This window comes from Mobiluncus sp. (assembly GCF_985070215.1).
In genome coordinates, this window is record NZ_CFKZQR010000042.1 from 1 (window position 1) to 18,763 (window position 18,763).

The 18,763-nt window shown below is 58.5% G+C and carries 17 protein-coding genes and 1 tRNA gene; 4 read left to right on the forward strand and 14 right to left on the reverse strand.

Annotated elements, in window-relative coordinates; translation table 11 throughout:
* Positions 1–80: 80 nt before the first annotated feature.
* Genes hisF through AC5LBQ_RS07980 form a run of 7 tightly spaced genes read right to left on the reverse strand, consistent with a single transcriptional unit; the run spans position 81 to position 8,422 of the window.
* Positions 81–872, reverse strand: a complete 792-nt coding sequence (hisF, locus tag AC5LBQ_RS07950; protein ID WP_491680382.1) for an imidazole glycerol phosphate synthase subunit HisF — start codon at positions 870–872, stop codon at positions 81–83.
* 8 nt (positions 873–880) lie between these two features.
* Complete coding sequence (locus AC5LBQ_RS07955; RefSeq protein ID WP_493265141.1) at positions 881–2,548, reverse strand: FKBP-type peptidyl-prolyl cis-trans isomerase; 1,668 nt, start codon at positions 2,546–2,548, stop codon at positions 881–883.
* Positions 2,545–3,948 carry a proteasome accessory factor PafA2 family protein gene (locus AC5LBQ_RS07960; RefSeq protein WP_493265142.1) on the reverse strand — a complete coding sequence of 468 codons (1,404 nt, stop codon included), beginning with the start codon at positions 3,946–3,948 and terminating at the stop codon, positions 2,545–2,547. Before AC5LBQ_RS07960 ends, AC5LBQ_RS07955 begins: the two co-directional genes overlap by 4 nt.
* 3 nt (positions 3,949–3,951) lie before the next feature.
* Positions 3,952–4,149: a ubiquitin-like protein Pup gene (locus AC5LBQ_RS07965; RefSeq protein ID WP_493265143.1), complete on the reverse strand. Its 198-nt coding sequence runs from the start codon at positions 4,147–4,149 to the stop codon at positions 3,952–3,954.
* Positions 4,150–4,194: 45 nt separating this feature from the next.
* On the reverse strand, positions 4,195–5,775 hold the full coding sequence (locus tag AC5LBQ_RS07970; RefSeq protein ID WP_493265144.1) for a proteasome accessory factor PafA2 family protein: 1,581 nt from the start codon (positions 5,773–5,775) through the stop codon (positions 4,195–4,197).
* Positions 5,776–5,790: 15 nt separating this feature from the next.
* Positions 5,791–7,374: a proteasome ATPase gene (gene arc, locus AC5LBQ_RS07975; RefSeq protein WP_493265145.1), complete on the reverse strand. Its 1,584-nt coding sequence runs from the start codon at positions 7,372–7,374 to the stop codon at positions 5,791–5,793.
* Positions 7,367–8,422 carry a tRNA (adenine-N1)-methyltransferase gene (locus AC5LBQ_RS07980; protein ID WP_493265146.1) on the reverse strand — a complete coding sequence of 352 codons (1,056 nt, stop codon included), beginning with the start codon at positions 8,420–8,422 and terminating at the stop codon, positions 7,367–7,369. Before AC5LBQ_RS07980 ends, arc begins: the two co-directional genes overlap by 8 nt.
* Before the next feature lie 90 nt (positions 8,423–8,512).
* On the opposite strand from AC5LBQ_RS07980, the gene AC5LBQ_RS07985 reads away from it, so the two are divergent.
* Both AC5LBQ_RS07985 and AC5LBQ_RS07990 read left to right on the forward strand, forming a co-directional pair.
* Positions 8,513–9,370: a RecB family exonuclease gene (locus AC5LBQ_RS07985; RefSeq protein WP_493265147.1), complete on the forward strand. Its 858-nt coding sequence runs from the start codon at positions 8,513–8,515 to the stop codon at positions 9,368–9,370.
* A gap of 36 nt (positions 9,371–9,406) precedes the next feature.
* Entirely contained in the window at positions 9,407–10,414 is a 1,008-nt protein-coding gene (locus tag AC5LBQ_RS07990; protein ID WP_493265148.1) for an aldo/keto reductase, read from the forward strand.
* Between the two features lie 59 nt (positions 10,415–10,473).
* On the opposite strand, the gene AC5LBQ_RS07995 is transcribed toward AC5LBQ_RS07990, so the two are convergent.
* The 7 genes from AC5LBQ_RS07995 to AC5LBQ_RS08025 all read right to left on the reverse strand — a co-directional run bounded on the left by AC5LBQ_RS07995 (position 10,474) and on the right by AC5LBQ_RS08025 (position 17,046).
* Positions 10,474–10,812 (reverse strand): DNA primase, encoded by a 339-nt coding sequence (locus AC5LBQ_RS07995; protein WP_493265149.1) that lies wholly within the window; start codon positions 10,810–10,812, stop codon positions 10,474–10,476.
* Positions 10,813–10,959: 147 nt separating this feature from the next.
* Positions 10,960–12,054, reverse strand: a complete 1,095-nt coding sequence (locus tag AC5LBQ_RS08000; RefSeq protein WP_493265150.1) for an FAD-dependent oxidoreductase — start codon at positions 12,052–12,054, stop codon at positions 10,960–10,962.
* Positions 12,055–12,178: 124 nt separating this feature from the next.
* Positions 12,179–12,667 (reverse strand): pyrophosphohydrolase domain-containing protein, encoded by a 489-nt coding sequence (locus AC5LBQ_RS08005; protein ID WP_493265151.1) that lies wholly within the window; start codon positions 12,665–12,667, stop codon positions 12,179–12,181.
* Positions 12,668–12,683: 16 nt separating this feature from the next.
* The gene (locus AC5LBQ_RS08010) at positions 12,684–13,367 is read right to left on the reverse strand and encodes a GNAT family N-acetyltransferase (protein WP_491680392.1); all 684 of its coding nucleotides are present in this window, start codon (positions 13,365–13,367) and stop codon (positions 12,684–12,686) included.
* A 49-nt stretch (positions 13,368–13,416) separates the two neighbouring features.
* A tRNA-Leu gene (locus AC5LBQ_RS08015) sits at positions 13,417–13,501 on the reverse strand.
* Between the two features lie 130 nt (positions 13,502–13,631).
* Positions 13,632–13,994, reverse strand: a complete 363-nt coding sequence (locus AC5LBQ_RS08020) for a hypothetical protein (protein WP_282921536.1) — start codon at positions 13,992–13,994, stop codon at positions 13,632–13,634.
* A gap of 88 nt (positions 13,995–14,082) precedes the next feature.
* Complete coding sequence (locus AC5LBQ_RS08025) at positions 14,083–17,046, reverse strand: DEAD/DEAH box helicase (protein ID WP_493265152.1); 2,964 nt, start codon at positions 17,044–17,046, stop codon at positions 14,083–14,085.
* A gap of 71 nt (positions 17,047–17,117) precedes the next feature.
* Between AC5LBQ_RS08025 and AC5LBQ_RS08030 the strand changes: the two genes are divergently transcribed.
* On the forward strand, positions 17,118–17,582 hold the full coding sequence (locus AC5LBQ_RS08030; RefSeq protein ID WP_297346506.1) for a tRNA (cytidine(34)-2'-O)-methyltransferase: 465 nt from the start codon (positions 17,118–17,120) through the stop codon (positions 17,580–17,582).
* 103 nt (positions 17,583–17,685) lie between these two features.
* Positions 17,686–18,763 (forward strand): DNA adenine methylase (locus AC5LBQ_RS08035; protein ID WP_493265153.1); only part of this gene is annotated, 1,078 nt, incomplete at its 3' end.

The window sequence follows — 18,763 nt, forward strand, 5'->3', positions numbered from 1 at the left end:
CAAAATTAATTTTCAAAATGAATTAGGCAGTCACCCGTAACGAAATAAGGCCGCAAAGATTTCAGGCTTTACCGCGAAAACTAGCGAATCGGGAAGCCCGCCGCGCTGAGAGCAGCTTTAACTTCAGCGACTGTAATCTCACCGAAGTGAAAGACGGAAGCGCCCAACACCGCATCCGCCCCGGCTTGTGCGGCCGCCACAAAATGTTCAACACTGCCCGCCCCGCCCGAAGCAATAAGGGGAACGGGACAGACCGGACGCACCGCCTGCAGCATCTCAATATCGAAGCCTGCCTTGGTGCCGTCAGCATCCATCGAGTTCAACAACACTTCCCCGGCTCCGCGTTCACAAGCCTGACCAATCCATTCCAACAGGTCAATCCCGGTCGATTGTTTGCCTCCATGCGTGGTGACTTCATATCCCGAAGGGGTGCGTACCCCACCCTGGACCCGCCGGGCATCGGCCGACAGCACCAACACCTGCACCCCGAAGCGGGACGCAATCTCGGTAATGAGTTCCGGGCGGGCAATCGCGGCGGTGTTGATACTGACCTTATCGGCACCAGATTTCAGTAACCGTTCCACATCGGCAACGCTGCGCACGCCCCCGCCGACCGTTAGGGGTACAAAAATTTCACGAGCGCACTGCTGCACGACTTCCGCCATCGTCGCCCGACCCTCCACGGAGGCCGACACGTCCAGGAACGTGATTTCGTCCGCTCCGGCCGCGCAGTAGCGCGCCGCCAACTCGACCGGGTCTCCTGCATCGCGCAAATTTTCAAAGTTGACACCTTTGACTACGCGGCCCGCGTTTACGTCCAAACAGGGAATGACACGCACGGTTAGGGTGTCGCTGGCATAACGATTCGGCATTTGTCACCTCAGGATTCTTTCGTCGCTTCGGGATTATTCCAAGCCGCTAAAATGTCTACCACCAGGATGGTCGCCTGATTGCCAGAGCCTTCGGCGGGCGGCACCTCCAGGAGCATCCGCGAACCAATCTTGCGGTCCACAATGCCGCGCGCCACCCCCTGCTGCACTTTATCATCAAGTTTCAGCTTCACCGGCTCGGACCAGTGGTCTTTCAACAAAGCAGGTGGATTCGAGTAAGAAAATTCTTGATATTTCACCAGTACGGTTTGGCCAGGACCAACCGTCGCCCCGGAGCCGGTAATCAAGGGGTAAGAACGAAAATCGCCGCTAAAGTCCGAAAGAATCGCCAGGCGCACCTGGCCCTGGTCTTCGCTTACGGACAGCCCAGCATCGGGCGGCAAGGCTGCCATCTGGGAGTTCAGGGATGTTGGGATGATATCAATAACCCCGATTTCCATGGTGGATGTACCCTGTTGTTCGACAGGTTGTTTCAACAGATAGCGCGAGCCTTCGGTGGCGCCGCGCACTGCGTTATACAGTTCCGTACCAAAGACCTTGGCCGAAAGCGGGCCGACCAGCACGGATTCATCGCCAGAGGTGGACTGCAGTTTCCCGGTCATTCCGGAAAAGACCGTGACCCGCAACGCTACGATGGAATCATCTTTAATCTGTTGTCCCCTGCCTTTTATCAAAAGTTCGGTGGAACTTTTTTCCAGAGGGATGGGTTCGGACAGAGTCAGCACGGGTTGGGCGCCAATTGCTCCCAAGACTTCGATTTTTGATTTCGCGGGGTCGCTGACGGCCACGGCACTGCGGTACCACATAATCAACAGCAACAATGCCACGCTTAGCGCCAGCAAAATCCCCAAGGTGAGAGCAATCGGAACGACTTTCGTTTTCGCCAACGGTTTCGGGGTCCGGGGTAAAGATGCGGCACGCCGGAGTTTTGCCGCTCGGCGGGGACTGTGAGTTTTCGGTTTTTTCGATTCCGCTCCAGCCAGGTTTTGTACATCTTCACGCCGCAAACTGACCGTGGGCACGACTTCGGGAGGAAGGTTCAAGACCGAGTCTCGCACCGGAGCTTCTGGTGGAGCAGCTATCTGAGCTGGCGTATCCGCAACAGCTAGAGAGGGGGCTGCTGGCGCTTCCGGGGACACGACAGGCAACGCAACGTCAGACTCGGCAGGTACGGGACGCGAGGTGAAATCCGGTTGATGGGAGGCCGCGGCGGGAGTTTGCACTCCCTGGCGTACCGCCGAGCGAGCGGCTCGGCGCGGCAACGTGCTTGGCCGTGGCGGTAGTGAGGAGGGCACCTCCAGGTTCGCAGGGTCCAAAGACCTGTACACAGGATTTTCCGCCGAAAGCGCTGGGGAGGGAGGGGGCGTATCGCCTGTCGGTGGAGTTTGACGAAGCTGGGATTCGGCTCTGCGGGTCATTTCTTGGAAAGACTCCAAGTCCTCGAAACCGTTCGCTTTCAGCCAAGATGTCAGCAAGTCCTTGGCGCCGTCCGTCATCGGCGGGGCGGCCGGGGCGGACTGTTGCTCGGCAGCTTGCGCCTGCATTCTGGCACGCCGGCGCGGCGAAAGGTTCGGGTCAACCTCACGCCTGACGTAAGTTCCTGCATCAACCGGGCCCGCGGCTCGGTGCGAGGAACGCCGGGGAGTTTCTTCGCTCAAGCTGCCTCCATTGTTTTCATAAGCATATCGACTTCCGTGCTGTCAACCGCGAAGGGGTCGCTGAGTGTCACGGTTCCCAACCCTGATTCCGGCAAACGCAAATGAGTCCAATCGGCTTGCAAATCCGCCCGGTGTTCTCGCGCTGCGGCAATCAACGCGCCGCGCACCTTGGCACGAGTGTTTTGCGGAGGCACATTTTTCGCAGCCTCAACCGCGTCCGGGCAGGTCAATCGGGTTGCTAAGCCGCGCTGATCCAGGCGAAGTCCCCTGGGAGTGATGTCGTGGTATGCCAAATCCAAACGAGCTATCTTCGGATCGTCCAACGCCAGATTGTGGCGCTGGCGCAGGCCGTTGAGCAAAGACAACTTTGTCGCCCAATCCAGCTGGCCAGTCAAAACCTCCAATTCCTGATTCCGCAGAGCCTCTAACCATTGCCCCCACTGGGCCAGCACCTCGCGGTAATCCGCACCCAACTCAGCCCCGGAGAACACGTCTGACAGACGGTCGCGGAAAACCTCTTGCACGTCCAGGGCGCCGTAGCGCCGGCCGTCCGTCAGCTCCACCCGGACTTGTCCCCCAAAACTCGTGACGTCCGAGGTAATATCGCGTAACGCGGCGATGGGCGAAACCAGAGCTAGGTCGGAGAAATCCACGCCGGCCTCCAAAGCGGCCAGCAACAGGTTCATCGTCGCGATTTTGAAACGTGTCGGAGGCTCCAAAACGTTGGAATCCCCGACAATGACATGCAAACGGCGATACCGTTTCGCGTCCGCGTGGGGTTCATCACGAGTATTGACTAAAGGACGGGTGGAGGTCGTGGCGGCGGAGACTGCGTCATCTATCTGGAAAGCTCGCTGCGAAAAACAAAAGCGGGTTTCACCCTGGATTCGCAGCAGGGCGCCGGCCCCGGTAAAGACTTGGCGCGTCACCAGGAATGAGACGAGGGAATCGACCAGGGAACGAAACTTCCCGTCCCGGTACAGCAGATAGTTTTCGTGGCAACCGCACGAGTGACCCGCCGCGTCCAAGTTGTTCTTAAACAGGTGTACCTGGGTTTTTGTACCAGTTTGGGCGCTCAGGCGCTCGCTGGCCGCACCTGCCATTTCCGCCAGAATTTCCGCCCCGGCCCGATCCTGGTTCAACACGTCGTCCAAACTCAGACATTCCGCGGTAGCGTATTCGGGGTGGGACCCAACATCGAGATAAAGGCGCGCCCCGTTAGGGAGAAACACTGAAGTGCTTTGGCTGCGGGCTAAAACGTCATGAAACAACACCCGTCCGGCCGTGTCCGCGTCCACCACCGGGGCACCGCCCGACACCGCGGCGGCGAGAATGCCGTATTCCGTTTCAATACCGAAAATGCGGCGCGGCAACTGTTCCAGGTGAGCGTTTCGCGCCAAGGTTCACTCCCCGCCTTTTTGCACAAATCCCTGCACAAAAGTTCCGGCGTCCTCGGCGACCAGGTCCTCGATTTCGTCGAGCAAGTCATCCAGCCCGGTCGGTTCTTGAATCTGACCGCGTCCGAACGGGACCGCGCTCGAGTCAGGTGAGGCGGGAGTCCCCGGATAATTCGTCTGGTCTTGTTTCATAACAGTCTCCATTGTGCTACTTCGTCTAATTCATTAGGTTATGCGCTATTGACGCAATTACGAAGTTGGGGCCTCATCCGAGAACGGATCCAGTAGGGAAACACGCTGCAGCCGATCCCACCCGGCACGGACTACCAGAGATGTCCAACTGGCTGCGACCAGGTCTTTTCGGTGAGCTACCGCGTCCCCCCGCACTTTTGCACGAGTGCCGGTAGGAGGCTGGGTGGCCGCCATAATAATTTCGGTGGCGGGCGCGATGTCCTCAACGTGGCCTTTGGCTCGCAGTTTATCGACCGGTGACAAACCGGGACGCAAATCAGCCCACTGAATATCCAGGGCTGCCAGTTTCGCGCTGGACCAGCCCCCAGGAATCCGCTCGCTCAGAGCCTGGAAAATCGTGCGTTTCGCCACCCACTCGATGCGCCGCGCTGCCGCTCCGGAATCTTCGCGCAGCATTCGCACGGTATCTACCCAGGTCAGGGCATCAGTGAGGGCATCCGCCACCAATACGTCCCGGTCTTGGGAATGCAAGAAATCCGCCACTGTATTCGCTGCCGCCCACTGCCACTCCAAAGCGCTGCGTTCTGTCCCGTCAGCACACCGCAGTGTCATCGTAAAGTCGATGTCGTGGGAAACCTGCCACCCGGCCTCCACCGGATCGCACTCCAGGAACAGGCCCTCTACCGGCGGGGCACTGTGACCGGACTTCCAAGCCGCTTCCAAAGCCGCCAACCACGCCCGACTCGAGGCGACTTTTGCCAGGATAGAGCCGGGGAACCGGTTGGCATCGCCGTTAATAACGTGCAGGCGGCGCCACTTTGAATCGGCGTGGGATTCGTCACGAGTATTGACGATGGGACGGTTGAAAGTCGTTTGCAAACCAACCAAATCCCCCACGAAATCCGCGCGCTGCGACATTTGGAAACCGCAAGTTTCACTGTTTTTCCCGATACCGACCCGGCCGGCACCGCAGATGACCGGGCGTGTCACCAAAAACGGCACCAGGCAGTCGCGCAGCAGCGCAAACGGCACTTCCCGGGCCAACAGATAGTTCTCGTGCGAACCGTATGCCAACCCTTTGGAATCGGTGTTGTTCTTGTACAGTGCAATCGGAGAATCGTAGCCGGCGGCAACGCTCATAGCTCGTCTGGCTACGTATTCCCCAGCTACGTCCCACACCACCGCGTCGCGGGCAGTCAACACTTCGGGAGTGGAGTATTCGGGGTGAGCATGGTCGACATAGAACCGGCCCCCATTCGTCAACACCACATTCGTGAGCATGGGAGAAGATTGGCCCACCAGTTCCTGAGCTGAAAACGTGTCATCCGCGGTAGTGTCTGCAGGGGAAGCCGCCGGGGCAAACCGGTGGGGATCATCGGTCAGCATGGTTGGATCAGCGCTGGCACGTTCCAAACGAGTGCCGCGCAGGTCATTCAAGGGGTCCTCCCCCTCCCAGTCCCAACCAATCGCCCGCCCGTCAGGACGCAAACTCGCCTGCCAAGAACGCACCGCTTGTGCTGTAATCACGGACAAACCCTCGGGACTGTGCCGCAGACTGGGATTTGCGTAAACTTCTGTATCCGGGTCAAGCGCTACGCCATACTCGGTTTCGATTCCTACCACACGTTGATTTGTCATCAGCCCGACCCCTGACTAGGAATATGACGGGTCGCGGACTACCCCGCTGGCGATACAGTTGATTCCCAAGTCTCGTGCCAGAGCTTCCGGGGGTAGCAGCGCCGTGAGCGCCGCGGTCTGAGCGATTGTGTCCGTGAGCGCGGCGTTGAGGTCCTCCAGACGAATCCCACGACCCTCGCCGTTCAGTTCGCGGCCTATGGCCAGATTTTTGGCTTGGTTCGCAATCGAAACCAGTAAAGCCCCGGAAATCATGTCGCTAAAGAACACTTTGCGTTCCTGCTCTTTGCCCCCCACCTCAACGTAGCGCAAGGTACACAGATAGGTGGCTGGCTCCTGGACAAATAGGCGATTGACCGCGGCCTCCACCAGGTTTACGGCAAAAACTGTCGCTCCCCCGGCAGCGTTCATCTGTACCTCATCGAAAGGGGTCGCCGGACTGAGATGGTGCGCCAAAATACCGCGTGCAGCTGACGCATCCGGACGCCCCACGCGAATTTTGACGTCAAAACGGCCGGGACGTAGCAGCGCCGGATCAATCATGTCCTCCCGGTTCGAAGCGCCGATGACGATGACATCGCGCAGTTCGTCCAAACCGTCCATCTCGGTTAACAGTTGGGGTACCAGCATATTTTCCACATCGGAGGAAATGCCCGAGCCGCGGGTACGGAACAGGGCCTCCATCTCATCAAAGAACACCACCACGGGGTGAGTACCCGCCGCCAGTTCCCGGGCGCGGTCAAAAATAGCGCGGATCTGCCGTTCGGTTTCGCCCACGAACTTGCTCAGCAGTTCGGGTCCTTTCACGGAAAGGAACACGCTGGGTTGATCGTATTGCACCGCCAGAGACGTGGCTACGGCCTTGGCCAGCATGGTTTTGCCGCAGCCCGGAGGCCCGTACAGCAAGACTCCTTTGGGAGCACTCAGACCGTAGGAGGCGAACAGATCGCGATGGGTATAGGGCATCTCTACGGCAGCGCGGATATGTTTGATTTCCGTGTCCAGTCCCCCGATATCGTCATAGGTGACTTCCGGAACTTCGGGCTGCAGGGCCTGTTCCACGCCGGCACTTTCCAGCAGTTCCATTCCCCAACCGGCCCGCGTATCCACCAACAAGGTGTCACCGGCTTTCAGGGTTTTGGCGAATCCGGCACGCAGGCACACTACAATTTCAGTTCCGCTGGACAGCCGCACGACCGCCCGGTCCATTTTCAGGTCACGAATGACCGCCACGCTCCCAGACAGGGCCCTGGTCGCAAAGCCCACAACTACCGGGGTGGCGTCTATCCACACGGCGTCCCCCGGCTGCAGCTGGTCCACCCCCGCGAATTCCTGCACCGCCAAGCGAACGTGTTTGCCTTCCCAAGCGACCTCGGCCAGTCGGGAGGGTTGGCTCGCGTCCGCACCGGGTACCTTGTCGGTGGAAAACCCTTCAAAAATGGCTCGTGACAAGGGAGGTTGACCGATTTGTCGCAGTTGGGAGCGCAGGGACTCGAGTTGCGTTTTTGATTCTCGTAGGGCGGTTTTCAGACGGGCGTTGTGTTCGCCAACGGAGATGACCTCACGTTTCAAGTCCTCAATACTCGTGTCGGAATCATTCATCGTTTTCCTCCTCAAGCACGGTGCGGCGATCCGCCTGTTCCCGCTGGTAGGCAGCTTTTTCCTGGGCATCCCTGATGACGCGACGCAGTTTTTGGTCCGAAATCGGCCGTGACGCTTCGTAGTCAAGGTTGTCGTTTTCCCACAGGGCATCGCGGGGGTCGAACTGACCAACCGCTTCTTCGCCGTGCCGAATGGAAGTTTCGCCGTCAGCCAAACGGCGGGCCGTAAATATAAATCCGGTGTGGGCAATCATGCGGTGATCGGGTCGCACCGCCAAACCGTCAACGTGCCAGGGCCGGACCAGGGACTCCCAGGAGCGCAAGGCCGTGAAACCCCCGAAGTTTCGTAAGTCTTGGACCATCCGCGCCAGCTGCGTAATGGTGGTGAGATAGCAGGTCAACACCCCGCCAGGCACCAGCACTCGGTGAACCTGTTCCAAATGTTCCCACGGTTTCAACATATCCAACACCACGCGATCCACCGTCTGGTCCGCCACGCCCTCGTGCAGCCCCTCACTAAGATCAGCCAGACGCAACTCCCAGTTGTCCACATCCCCGCAGAACCACATTTCCACGTTGCAGCGCGCTACCTCAGCAAAATCTGGACGCAACTCAAAACTGGTGACGTGCCCGGACGGCCCTACCGCCCCCAGCAAACTCATGGTCATCGCCCCGCTGCCCACCCCGGCTTCAACAACGTTAGCGCCAGGGAAAATATCGCCTTCCATCACGATTTGCGCGGCATCTTTCGGATAGAGGATTTGTGCCCCGCGCGGCATGGATAGATGATAATCAACCAGCAGGGGACGCAGCGCGGTGAAGCGGTGTTCGCCGCGCTCCGCGGGAACAATTGTGCCCTCCGGTTTCCCGATGATTTCCCTGTGGTGCAGGGCTCCTTGATGGCATTGGAAATAGCCGTTTTCGCGCAGCAGGGTCGTATGCACCCGACCTTTTTCGTCGGTCAGTTGGACCCACTCTCCACTGCGAAAAGGGCCGCGGCGGCGCGCTGGACCGCCGGGAACGGATGGTTTTTCCTGAGATTGAGCCATAACCTTTATCTTAACCTATGGTTTTTCGACCCGACACAATCGGTTGGTAAACGGACGGATTTTTGGCGGCCCGGCGATTAGCCTGAAAGCATGAGTGAATCAGTTCCTGCCCAGGCCTCTCGTCCCCCGGCGCTTTCGGCATCTTCGGCGAAACAGTTTCAACAATGCCCCCTGAAGTGGCGTTTCAAGTATGTCGACAAACTCCCTGAGCCGCAAAGCCCCGCCGCCCTGCGCGGCAGTTTAGTGCATAAGGTGCTGGAGGACATGTTTGATTTGCCGCCCGCCGACCGCCAAGCCCCCACGGTACGCGAAACCGTGGACAGCGCTTGGGAGAAGGTCACGGAAGGAGCTTATAAACTGTCCGAAATACTGGCCCAGACATCCGAGGAGGAATTGAAAGCTGCGGCCCGACAGCTTATTGATGCCTATTTTTCCCTGGAAGATCCCCGTCGGCTGCACCCCAGCGGCCGGGAGCTGGGGGTAGAAACGGTATTATCCAGCGGTTTAAGGTTGCGCGGTTTCATTGACCGGGTGGAGCGTGCGGGCAACGGGGACGTGCGCATCATCGATTACAAAACCGGCAAGGCTCCCGATATGCGCTTTACCGGGGAATATGTGTTTCAGATGCGAATGTATGCCCTGCTGTACCGGGAACAGTATCAGGTCACCCCCAAACGCACCCAGCTGCTATTCTTGGGAGGCAACCCCCAGGTGTTGACGTTTGACCCGACCGATGCCGATGTGAGCGAATTTGAAACTGAACTTAACGCGTTGTGGTCAGACATAGCCGCTCACCTGCAAGCGAAACGTTTTGAAACCCGGCAATCCCGGCTCTGCGACTGGTGCTACTTTCAAAACCTGTGTCCCGCTTTTGGTGGCACAGCCCCGGACCTGGACCCGGCGCAGGTGGAAAAAATTGCAGAAATCGGTCCTACCGCCGCGGGCTAGGCAGTTCGGAGCGCTTCCTCGATTAGGCTGGAAACCATGGAAATGCGTCATCTGGGAAATACCGGTATGCGGGTTTCAGCCTTGGGACTGGGAACCCTGACCTGGGGTCGAGATACCTTAGAGTCCGAAGCGGCCGCTCAGTTAGAGGCCTTTGTCGAGGCGGGAGGGAACCTGGTCGATACGTCCCCGACCTACGGAGACGGCCAGGCCGAGCAGGTGCTGGGCCGTATATTGAGTCACTCCGGTTCGACCGCAACGGATGCTACCAGCGCGGACTCCTCCGGTTTTCCCCGTGAGGACCTGGTCATTGTGTCAAAAGCGGGGGTTTCACGGCGTCACGATGAGTCTTTCGTGGATGCTTCGCGCCACAACCTTTTGAGCAGTCTGGATCGCACTTTGACCACCCTGGGCACAGATTACGTAGACTTGTGGCTCATTCAAGTCCCCGATCCGCAAACTGACTTTGACCTGGTGCTGGGCGCGTTGTGGTCGGCCTGGTCAAGCGGAAAAGCGCGGTACGTGGGACTGTCCAACCATGCAGGTTGGCAGTGCGCTTACGCGGCGGCGCGCTTGCGGGAAGGCACGGTCAACGTGCCGGGTTTGGCGGCAGTGGAAAATGAATACTCGCTGTTAAACCGGCAGGCTGAAGCCGAAGTTTTGCCCGCCGCCCAGTCGCTGGGATTCGGATTCTTGGGATGGTCGGCGTTAGGACGCGGGGTTTTGACCGGTAAATATCGCAACTCCCTGCCCCCGGATTCTCGCGGAGCCTCCCTTCACCTGCAGGGTTTTGTGCAGCCCTACCTGCAAGGACGTTACCGCAGCATTGTGGAATCGGTGGCGACCGCGGCGCAGGGCCTGGAGGTTTCTCCGCTGGCGGTATCGCTTGCTTGGGCTTTGCAAAAGCCCGGTGTCTCCAGCGCCATCGTTGGTGCGCGTAGCGCCGAGCAGTTCCACCAAATCTTGGGGGCGCTAGGCACGAAAGTGCCGCGTCAGGTCATGTCGGCATTGGATGAAGTGTCCGACCCGCGCCTCCCGGCGGCCTAGTGCTTTTGCACCCCGCTGCCCAGCGTGACCTTTCAGAGGCGACACCGAGACAGACGAAATCAGTCCTCGCCGTGCAGGTCAAAGTTCTCTAAATCGCCTTCATCGAGATAATCGTTATCGTCGTCGTCATCACCGTCGAAGTCATCGATGAGATCATCTTCATCATCGAGGTCATCTACGAAATCATCGTCGTCCTCGTCTAAGATGTCGAAAGGCAACTCAACCCCGGTGGCGGTGAACAGCGCATCGTCATAGGTAAAGAAGGCATCACGAAGTTTTTCTTCGGCGTTGCTCAGAACCGGCGAATCGTCCATCTCACTGTCCGCCACAGACGCCACTTCCAAATGCCGCTGCAGCGCGGCAATCAAATTATCTAACTCCGTGCGAGGATCTCTCATAGGGTCAATTCTAATCGGCACGACCAAAGTTTGCAGGGTATTCCGGGCGAAACCAGCGGCTTCCCCCGCGAACCTAAGCCAACCGATGACGCCAGCGCAGTGCCCTGGTGCGGGCTCACCATTCGCCACGGTTGAGCCAAAACCGGCCTAAGGCAGGTGCAGCTGACCTCTGACCATCGTCACCATCAGGTCGGTACCTTTGATTTCCGAGGTCTCATCGGGACCTACGATTTGAGATTCACCGTTTGGACCGGTCAACTGGGAGGCTCCGCCCTCGACCCCCAGTGGGAGGACAATCCACATCTTGCCGGGGGTATAGGTGGTGGTAGGGGCCTTCCCGGCGATTTCTGCCTTAATGTTTGCCACCACTACCCGCGCGTGCGCCCGGGCGGCATCAGCCCGTTTAGACTCGTGAACATCGGTAATGTCACCGACCGCGTAGACGTGCTCCTGGCCCTTGACCCGCAAGTATTCGTCCACCGCGACCTGCCCCTCACTGTTGAGGGAATCACCGTAGTTTGCCCGCAGATAGCCCGAAGCCGTTTGGGCGCCGTAGCACAGGAACCACATGTCCGCGTCAATCCCGACTCCGGCCCCAGTCTCGACATGGAAAGGAGCCAACTCGCCGATGTCGGTCGGCGGCAAGTAAGCCAAAGGAGCGCCCAAAACCAGATGTACACCGGCCTGCTGCAACTCCGCAGTCAAAACGTTTCGCAAGTCTTCGGCGTACTCGTTGGAACCCAAAATATGCGGGGAACGATCCACCATGATGATTTCCATATCGGGGAAGTTCGTGAACAACTCGCCGGCGAATTCGATAGCGACAGTACCCGCACCAACCAACATGACCCGCTTCGCTTGAGACAGGTTACGTCGGGTTTCTTCCAGACGGCGTTTCGCCAACGATGCGGTCGGAATATTGTGTTTCGCCGGATAAGGGTAGGTCGTCCCCGTAGCTAAAACCAAATAGTCCGCCTCAATAGGGTCGTGATTTGCCAGGTGGACAGTGGTTCCCTCGACTCGGGTCGCTTCCCCGTGCACGACCCGGCCGTGCTTTAACAGGCGCGAATAGGGCAGGAATATGGTGTGGGTCCAAATATCGTCAACCGCAGCGCGCAAAGCCGCCGCGTGATGCACAAACTGGTCTTTTTGCTCCACCAAAGTTACTTCGGCGACATCATCCAAACCGCCGGCTACGGTGATTCCCCCGTAACCGCCGCCGACTACAGTAACTCGAACCACACTACCTCCCGCTTCGGCTCACATAGAATTGACAAATTTCAAACAAAACGTCTTAATCCTAACCTAAAAGCCAGCTAGTGCACCGGTTTCACGTGAGATATTTCTGCCCGCGAGGCATCGGGGCCTATAGTTCCGCGGCCAGCGGGACCTGCAATGCTCGGGCGATATTCGGGGGAAAGAATCCCTCCCCCTTCAAAACTTTGCCGTCCTCGCGATAAATCGGTTTCCCATCGGGACCCAGCTTTGACATATTGGACGCCTGAACTTCCTGCAATACTGCCGGCAGGTTGATACCCGCCTCCAGGGCCATGCCGTAAACCACATAGGTCAAATCCGCCAAAGCATCGGCGACCTCGACCGTATCGCGCTCCCCTTCATCGAGCTCGCTAATCCCGTCCATAACCCCGCGCAGCGCCGCATAGGCTTTTTGACCGTACAGGGCGCGCACCAGCTCGGAAGTTTCTTCTAAAATCAGCGACAAGCGCATATGCATCCGCTCATTTTCAATGTTTGGTCCGGTAGTCACCACCGGCAGACCGTAAACGTGATGAAATTGCCGCACGAGGGCTTCGGGGTCGCGCGGGTCGGGGGCTGGCAGTGTTGGTTCACTCATTTTTGTACTTCTTTCCCTAGTCCGAGGCGTTTCCCCGGTGACTTTGCTGCAATAGTTTCATAAGGGCGGTCCACGAGGTCGCCGGTTCCAGCGGGTCCCCCGGCAGCAGCGTCGCCATGGCCCGGTCCTCTCGCTGGTCCTGATGCATTCCAATACCGCGCAAGATACCGCCAAAACGGAATCCGCAACGCCAGGCAACTCGGATAGACGCCAGATTATCCGGATGAGCCTGCAAAGTCACGCATTGGAAACCCAACAGGTTAAACGCAGTGGTGACCGCCAGTTGCAGCGCCTCACGCATCAACCCGCGGCCCCGCCACTCTGGCGCCATCCAGTACCCGACATTGGCGGTCTTTTCCAACCCGACCCGCAAAGAAATCGTGCCCGCCACGTGGGGAGTTTGGAATTCATAAGTGCGGATGATCCAGCTGGCTCCCCCCTCGTCCCACAGCTGGGGGCAAAGTTCGTTTAAAAAGTTATCCGCGTGTTCCGGGCCGAAAGGCACCGGGACCGTCGTAAAACGCTGGATTTCAGGATCCTGGCAAGCGGCCGCAACTTCGGGGGCGTCCGCAGCCCGCGGCACGTCCAAGGTCAGGTTGGTGCCATGCACCGGAAAGGGCCGATGGGCGCCGATTTCCCCCATTGCGGCGCTGGTAGAAACAGATTTGGCGATTCCTCGAACGAAAGGTGTTTCAGACATGCAACCTCCCGAACGAAAATACGACAAAGACCCGGATTTCCGGGTCTTGTGCGAGGAAAGGGACTTGAACCCTCACGACCGCAATTGGTCACAAGCACCTCAAGCTTGCGCGTCTACCATTCCGCCACCCTCGCTGGTGCTAAAGGCAAATCAAATTTAGCGGGTTTAGGCAACATTCTCAAAACGAAGTCCGCAACACAAAAACACCGGTACGAAACTTTGGCGCAAAACCCCGTGATTGCCGGCTCGCGGAGCGAATTGAACTCAATCGGCTTCAGCGAACTGCCAAATCTCGACCATTGAAGCGGTCGGGGTCAGGAAAAAGGCATTCTCATCCACATCATCTTTGCCGGTTGCGCTGGCTTTCACCAACACGTAACCACTGGCCAATTTGATGCCAATCTGAGCTGGATCAGTCGCCGCTTCAGCGGAAAGCGTGCCATCAGGACGCATGAAACGAACCGTCTTTGCCGAGCCGCGCATCACCTCCGCGACTTCAGCGTTACCCGAGTACACCCCAATGACAATCAGACCCGAACCCACCAGCGGGTCGCCGCGTACCAAGGACTTCGCCCGGACGGCGGAACGTTGGAAATAATTACGCCCTTCAACAATGTCATCATTCATAGCTTCATTGTTTCATGCCCTTTCAGACAGCGCCGGAATTTGGGAAAAATTTACCGCGCGCCGCCCCTCGGCTATCCTGCCGAAAGCTCTATCCCAGAAGGCTACGCAACTGTTCCAGGGTGATTCCTGCGGACACGTCCCGGTTTTCTTGACCGGAGAGCACCGCCCCGATGAGGTCGCGTTTCTTTTCTTGCAGCTCCAAAACGCGCTGTTCGATAGTGTCGGCGGCGACCAGCCGATAGACGTTCACGAACCGTTTTTGACCCAGCCGGTGTGCCCGGTCGACAGCTTGGGCCTCCGCCGCCGGATTCCACCACGGATCGGTGAGAAACACGTAATCCGCCTCTGTGAGGTTCAAACCAAACCCACCGGCCTTCAACGAAATCAGGAACACTTCGACTGCCCCGTTTTGGAATCGTGCCCCCTGCCGGTCGCGGTCCCGACTGGTGCCGTCTAGGTAGGCGTACTCAATTCCCGCCTCGTCCAGCCTTTCCCGCAGTATCGCCAGGAAGGAAGTGAACTGAGAAAACACCAGTGCCTGGTGGCGTTTCCGGGAAGACGAGCGGCCATCGTTGCGCAGACCCTCCAACGTTTGCAGCAGATACGTGACTTTCGCACCGTCCTCGTGCGCGTGATGGTCGATGAGCCGGGCGCTCAAAGCGAGTTGCCGCAGGCGGGTCAGCGCCGTAAGGATATTGATACGTGGAGAATTAGCGTCCGCCGCCTGGGCTCTGGCCGCCGTCAAATACTTGGCGTACCAGGTTCGCTGCACCGGCTCCAGGTCGATAGAGACTATCTGTTCGATCTTTTCGGGCAGTTCCTGGGCAACGCTGTCTTTGGTGCGGCGCAGCAGGAACGGTGCCACCCGATCCGAAAGCTCGGCCGCCGCCTCGCTGCGATCGCTGAGCGTCTCAGCGGCAAAACGGCGCGAAAATACCGGCAAGCTGGGCAGCACCGTAGGAACAGTCAGCGACATGATCGACCACAAGTCGGTGGCGGTGTTTTCGATGGGTGTGCCGGTCAGGGCAAAAGCCCACTTAGCCCGCAAACGCACCAAGGCTTTATGGGTGGCGGTGGAAGGGTTTTTCACAAACTGGGCTTCATCGAAAACTAAACCAGAAAAACTCTGAGTTTGCCAGAAATCTATGTCCATCCGGGCCAGCGTATAGGTGGTCAGCACCAGGTCGGCTTGCTGAACCTCGCGGGCGACCTGATCCCAGTCCGCGGCGGCTTTGCCCACGCTCGTCCTTTGGGTATATACCCGCAAATCCGGGAACCACCGCGAGGCTTGCTCCTCCCACGTTCCCATCAAACTGGCCGGTACCACCACGAACACTGCAGCACAGTCCGCGGGATTATCTGCCAACTGCAGCTTTTGCCCAGCAATGACCGCCAGCATCTGCATAGTCTTGCCCAAGCCCATGTCGTCAGCCAAGATGCCGCCCAAACCGGCCTCGGCCCGAGCCGTCATCCAACGGAAGCCATCCTCTTGATACCCACGCCAAGTACCTTGTGCCAACGCGGGAGTCGATACTTCGGGCGGATTCACCAGCAGATTGACGGCGTGTTCCCAATCGCCGGAAAACTGGCGCGTTGCGGCCATCGCGTCCAATGCCGAAATCAGCCCGAAATTAGAAATCCCGACCGTAAAATCAGCGCTGCCGGAAAAATCGTTGAGCCCCAAATCGGTGAACTCGCGAATCAGGCGTTTCAGCTGCTGGTTTTTCGCCGCATACAAATCCACCCAGTTGCCTCCGGGAGTTTGCCACCAGCGCTCCACCCGCCCCAGAGCCGCCAGAAACTCTTTCGTATCCAAGTCCTCCTGACCTAGGCGCAGTCCCAGGTTCAGCCCGTAACGCAGCCCCCTGCCACGCGGCTCACCCTCGGGAAGCTCGCAAAAATCTGCCTCGAAGTCCGGGGCTGCGTCGTCAGACCGGAGCGTCCCTTCAGTGGGAGAAAGCGCCTGGTCAATCCGCAAATCGAGCACCGGGCCGTCAGAGAAAATCTGAATGTGTTGCAGTCCGGGGGAAATGTTGACTTCAGCGCGTTCGGAAACGTTGGTGGTGTTGATAAACTCGCGAATCCGGTCCAACTCAAAAATGGGAAATTTTTTCGTAAAGAACGTCTGAATTTCGGATTCATTCCAGCCCCCCATGGAGCCGACGCCCCGCATAGTTTCCTGAATTTCCAAATCGGGGGTGTCGGGGTCCAAAGCCACTTCTACCGCTGCGGCAGCCGAGCGGCGACGCACGGTCCAGCGGATTTCGACCAGTTTCGGGTTCATTTCGTTCAGTCGCAGCAATCCGCACAATCGGGGAGGACCGAAAACGTGTTCGTGGGTCAGATGCATCGAGTCGCGGGACAGCACCCCCAGCTCCCCCAGACGTTTGGCGTAGTTGGCCCAAAATTCGTTGGCTTGCGCAGCCGGGATTTCCCATCGAGCTTGCGCCGCGGCCAGCGCGTTCAGCTCCTCGTTCACACCAGCTTTTAAGCCGACGCACGCCACGAAACGCCCGTGCAAGGCGTCCAGTCGCGGCCCGAGAGGCTGGCAGACGGCCTCTGTGTTCTCGGGCGCTTCTGAGGGCTCGCCAGCACTAGCAGTTTCGGTGCCGGCCGCCACCGTCACCGAGCCACCCTCGTGCTGGGTAATGACCAAGACAGTTTGAGGGTCGGGAGCCACGGGACGCAACACGGTGGTGCGAGTAGTGTCAGAAAACACGCTAACTCCACTGGTGATGCACTTTTCCAGGAGGTCCAGCCCGGTGGAGTCCAGGTTGCTCAACTTTACGAGCTGGGCTCGGGCACTGTGTTCAAAAAGATGGCGCATCGCGGCGAGTTGCGTCGCGTTCAGTCCCTTGGTGACCGAGGCCCAGCGCGAGGTCAGATCACGCCAAGTGGCACGCTTTTCTGACCAGTCTCCGGACGAGTTGATACGCAGGGGAACCAAGGTTTCTCCCTCTATCTGGATGGCCAGAGGCTGGTTCGTAGCATCAACCTCGCCAGCGTTGAGCAAGCTGCCGAGCCCCGCGCGCCAATCCATTTCGTAAGCCATTCTGTCTATTTTACAGGTTTCAGCGCCGGATTTTCCGCTGCAGCGAAAAACCTCCCTAGAATAGGGACGTTATGTTGCACGTGATTTTCTTTCAACCTCGCATTGCCGGGAATACCGGTGCCGCTATTCGTTTGGCCGCCTGCACCGGCGCTACCCTACACGTGGTCGAGCCGACCGTGTTTGACCTGGATAACGACACCAAGCTGAAACGGGCGGGACTGGACTATCACGACCTGGCACACTTGGAGCGTCACCCCGATTTGGACGACTGCTTAGCGCACGTGCCCGGAAAACTTTATGCCTTTACCGGCCACACTGACGTACTGCTGCCCCAGATTCAGTTCCAGGACGGGGACGGTCTCATGTTTGGCCCCGAAGATACCGGGCTGCCGGTTGAAGTCATGGATGACCCGCGTGTCACCAGTCGGGTTCGGATTCCCATGCTGGAGGGGCGCCGCTCCTTGAACCTCTCTATTTCAGCGGCCATTGGGCTGTATTACGCCTGGGGTCAGCTCGGCTACACCGGCGGTATGTAGTTTCATTTTTCCTGGTCGCAAGTCTCGATTTCCCGTTTTTCCGTGTGCCTGCGCGGTTTTTCCCGTTTCCTCATGTTAATCTCGAGGAAAAGAGGGAGCACGTGTGATTAAGTACCTGGGTTCAAAACGCACTTTGGTGCCGGCATTGGCACAGATTGCGGACCTGTCGGGCGCACGCACCGCCCTTGACGCCTTTACCGGGACGACCCGGGTCGCACAGGCTTTCAAGGCCCTCGGAATTACCACGGCAGCCAACGATGTGGCCAGCTATTCGAGGGTACTCGCGGATTGCTATATCGCCACCGACAAACGTCAGATAAACGACCGCGAGCTACGAACTCTCTTGTGCGATCTAGAAGCCACCCCCGGCAACCCGGGATACTTTACGGAAACGTTTTGCGAAAAGTCTCGGTTCTTCCAACCGCGGAACGGAGCGCGTATTGACGCTATCCGCGATCGTATTGAGGCGGAGTTTGCCACCGACCCCCACTACCCTATCCTGCTGACCTCCCTGATGGAGGCGGCGGACCGGGTAGACTCCACGACCGGACTGCAGATGGCGTACCTGAAACAGTGGGCTCCGCGCTCGTACAATGACCTGGAACTGCGGGTGCCCGAGCTTTTGGACGGTACGGGCACCACCTACCAGCGCGACACGAACGCACTCATCGCCGACCCCGCGACCCCGCGTTTTGACCTGGTTTACCTCGATCCGCCCTATAACCAGCATCGTTACTTTACGAACTATCACATTTGGGAGACGCTGATTCGCTGGGATTGCCCCGAGGCTTACGGCGTGGCGCAAAAGCGGGTGGACGCCCGGGATTCTGCCACACATTCGGCGTATAACCGGAAACGCGAGATGCCCCAGGCTCTGCAAAGCCTGATTGCGCAGGTCGACACGGACACGCTGGTGCTGTCCTATAACAATGAATCTTGGATTGATTTTGACACCCTGTTTGACGCGGTGGCGGCTGGTTTTGAGGACTGCGTGGCGCTGGCTTTTGACTATAAACGCTACGTGGGTGCCCAAATCGGTATCTATAACCCGGAGGGAACCAAGGTCGGTAAAGTCACCCACCTGCGGAATCTGGAATACCTGTTCGTCGGCTGCAGCGCGCAGATTGGCGCACGTCTCCGCGCCGCTTTCCACGTCCCCGACGCCCCGGAAGTGCCCTCAG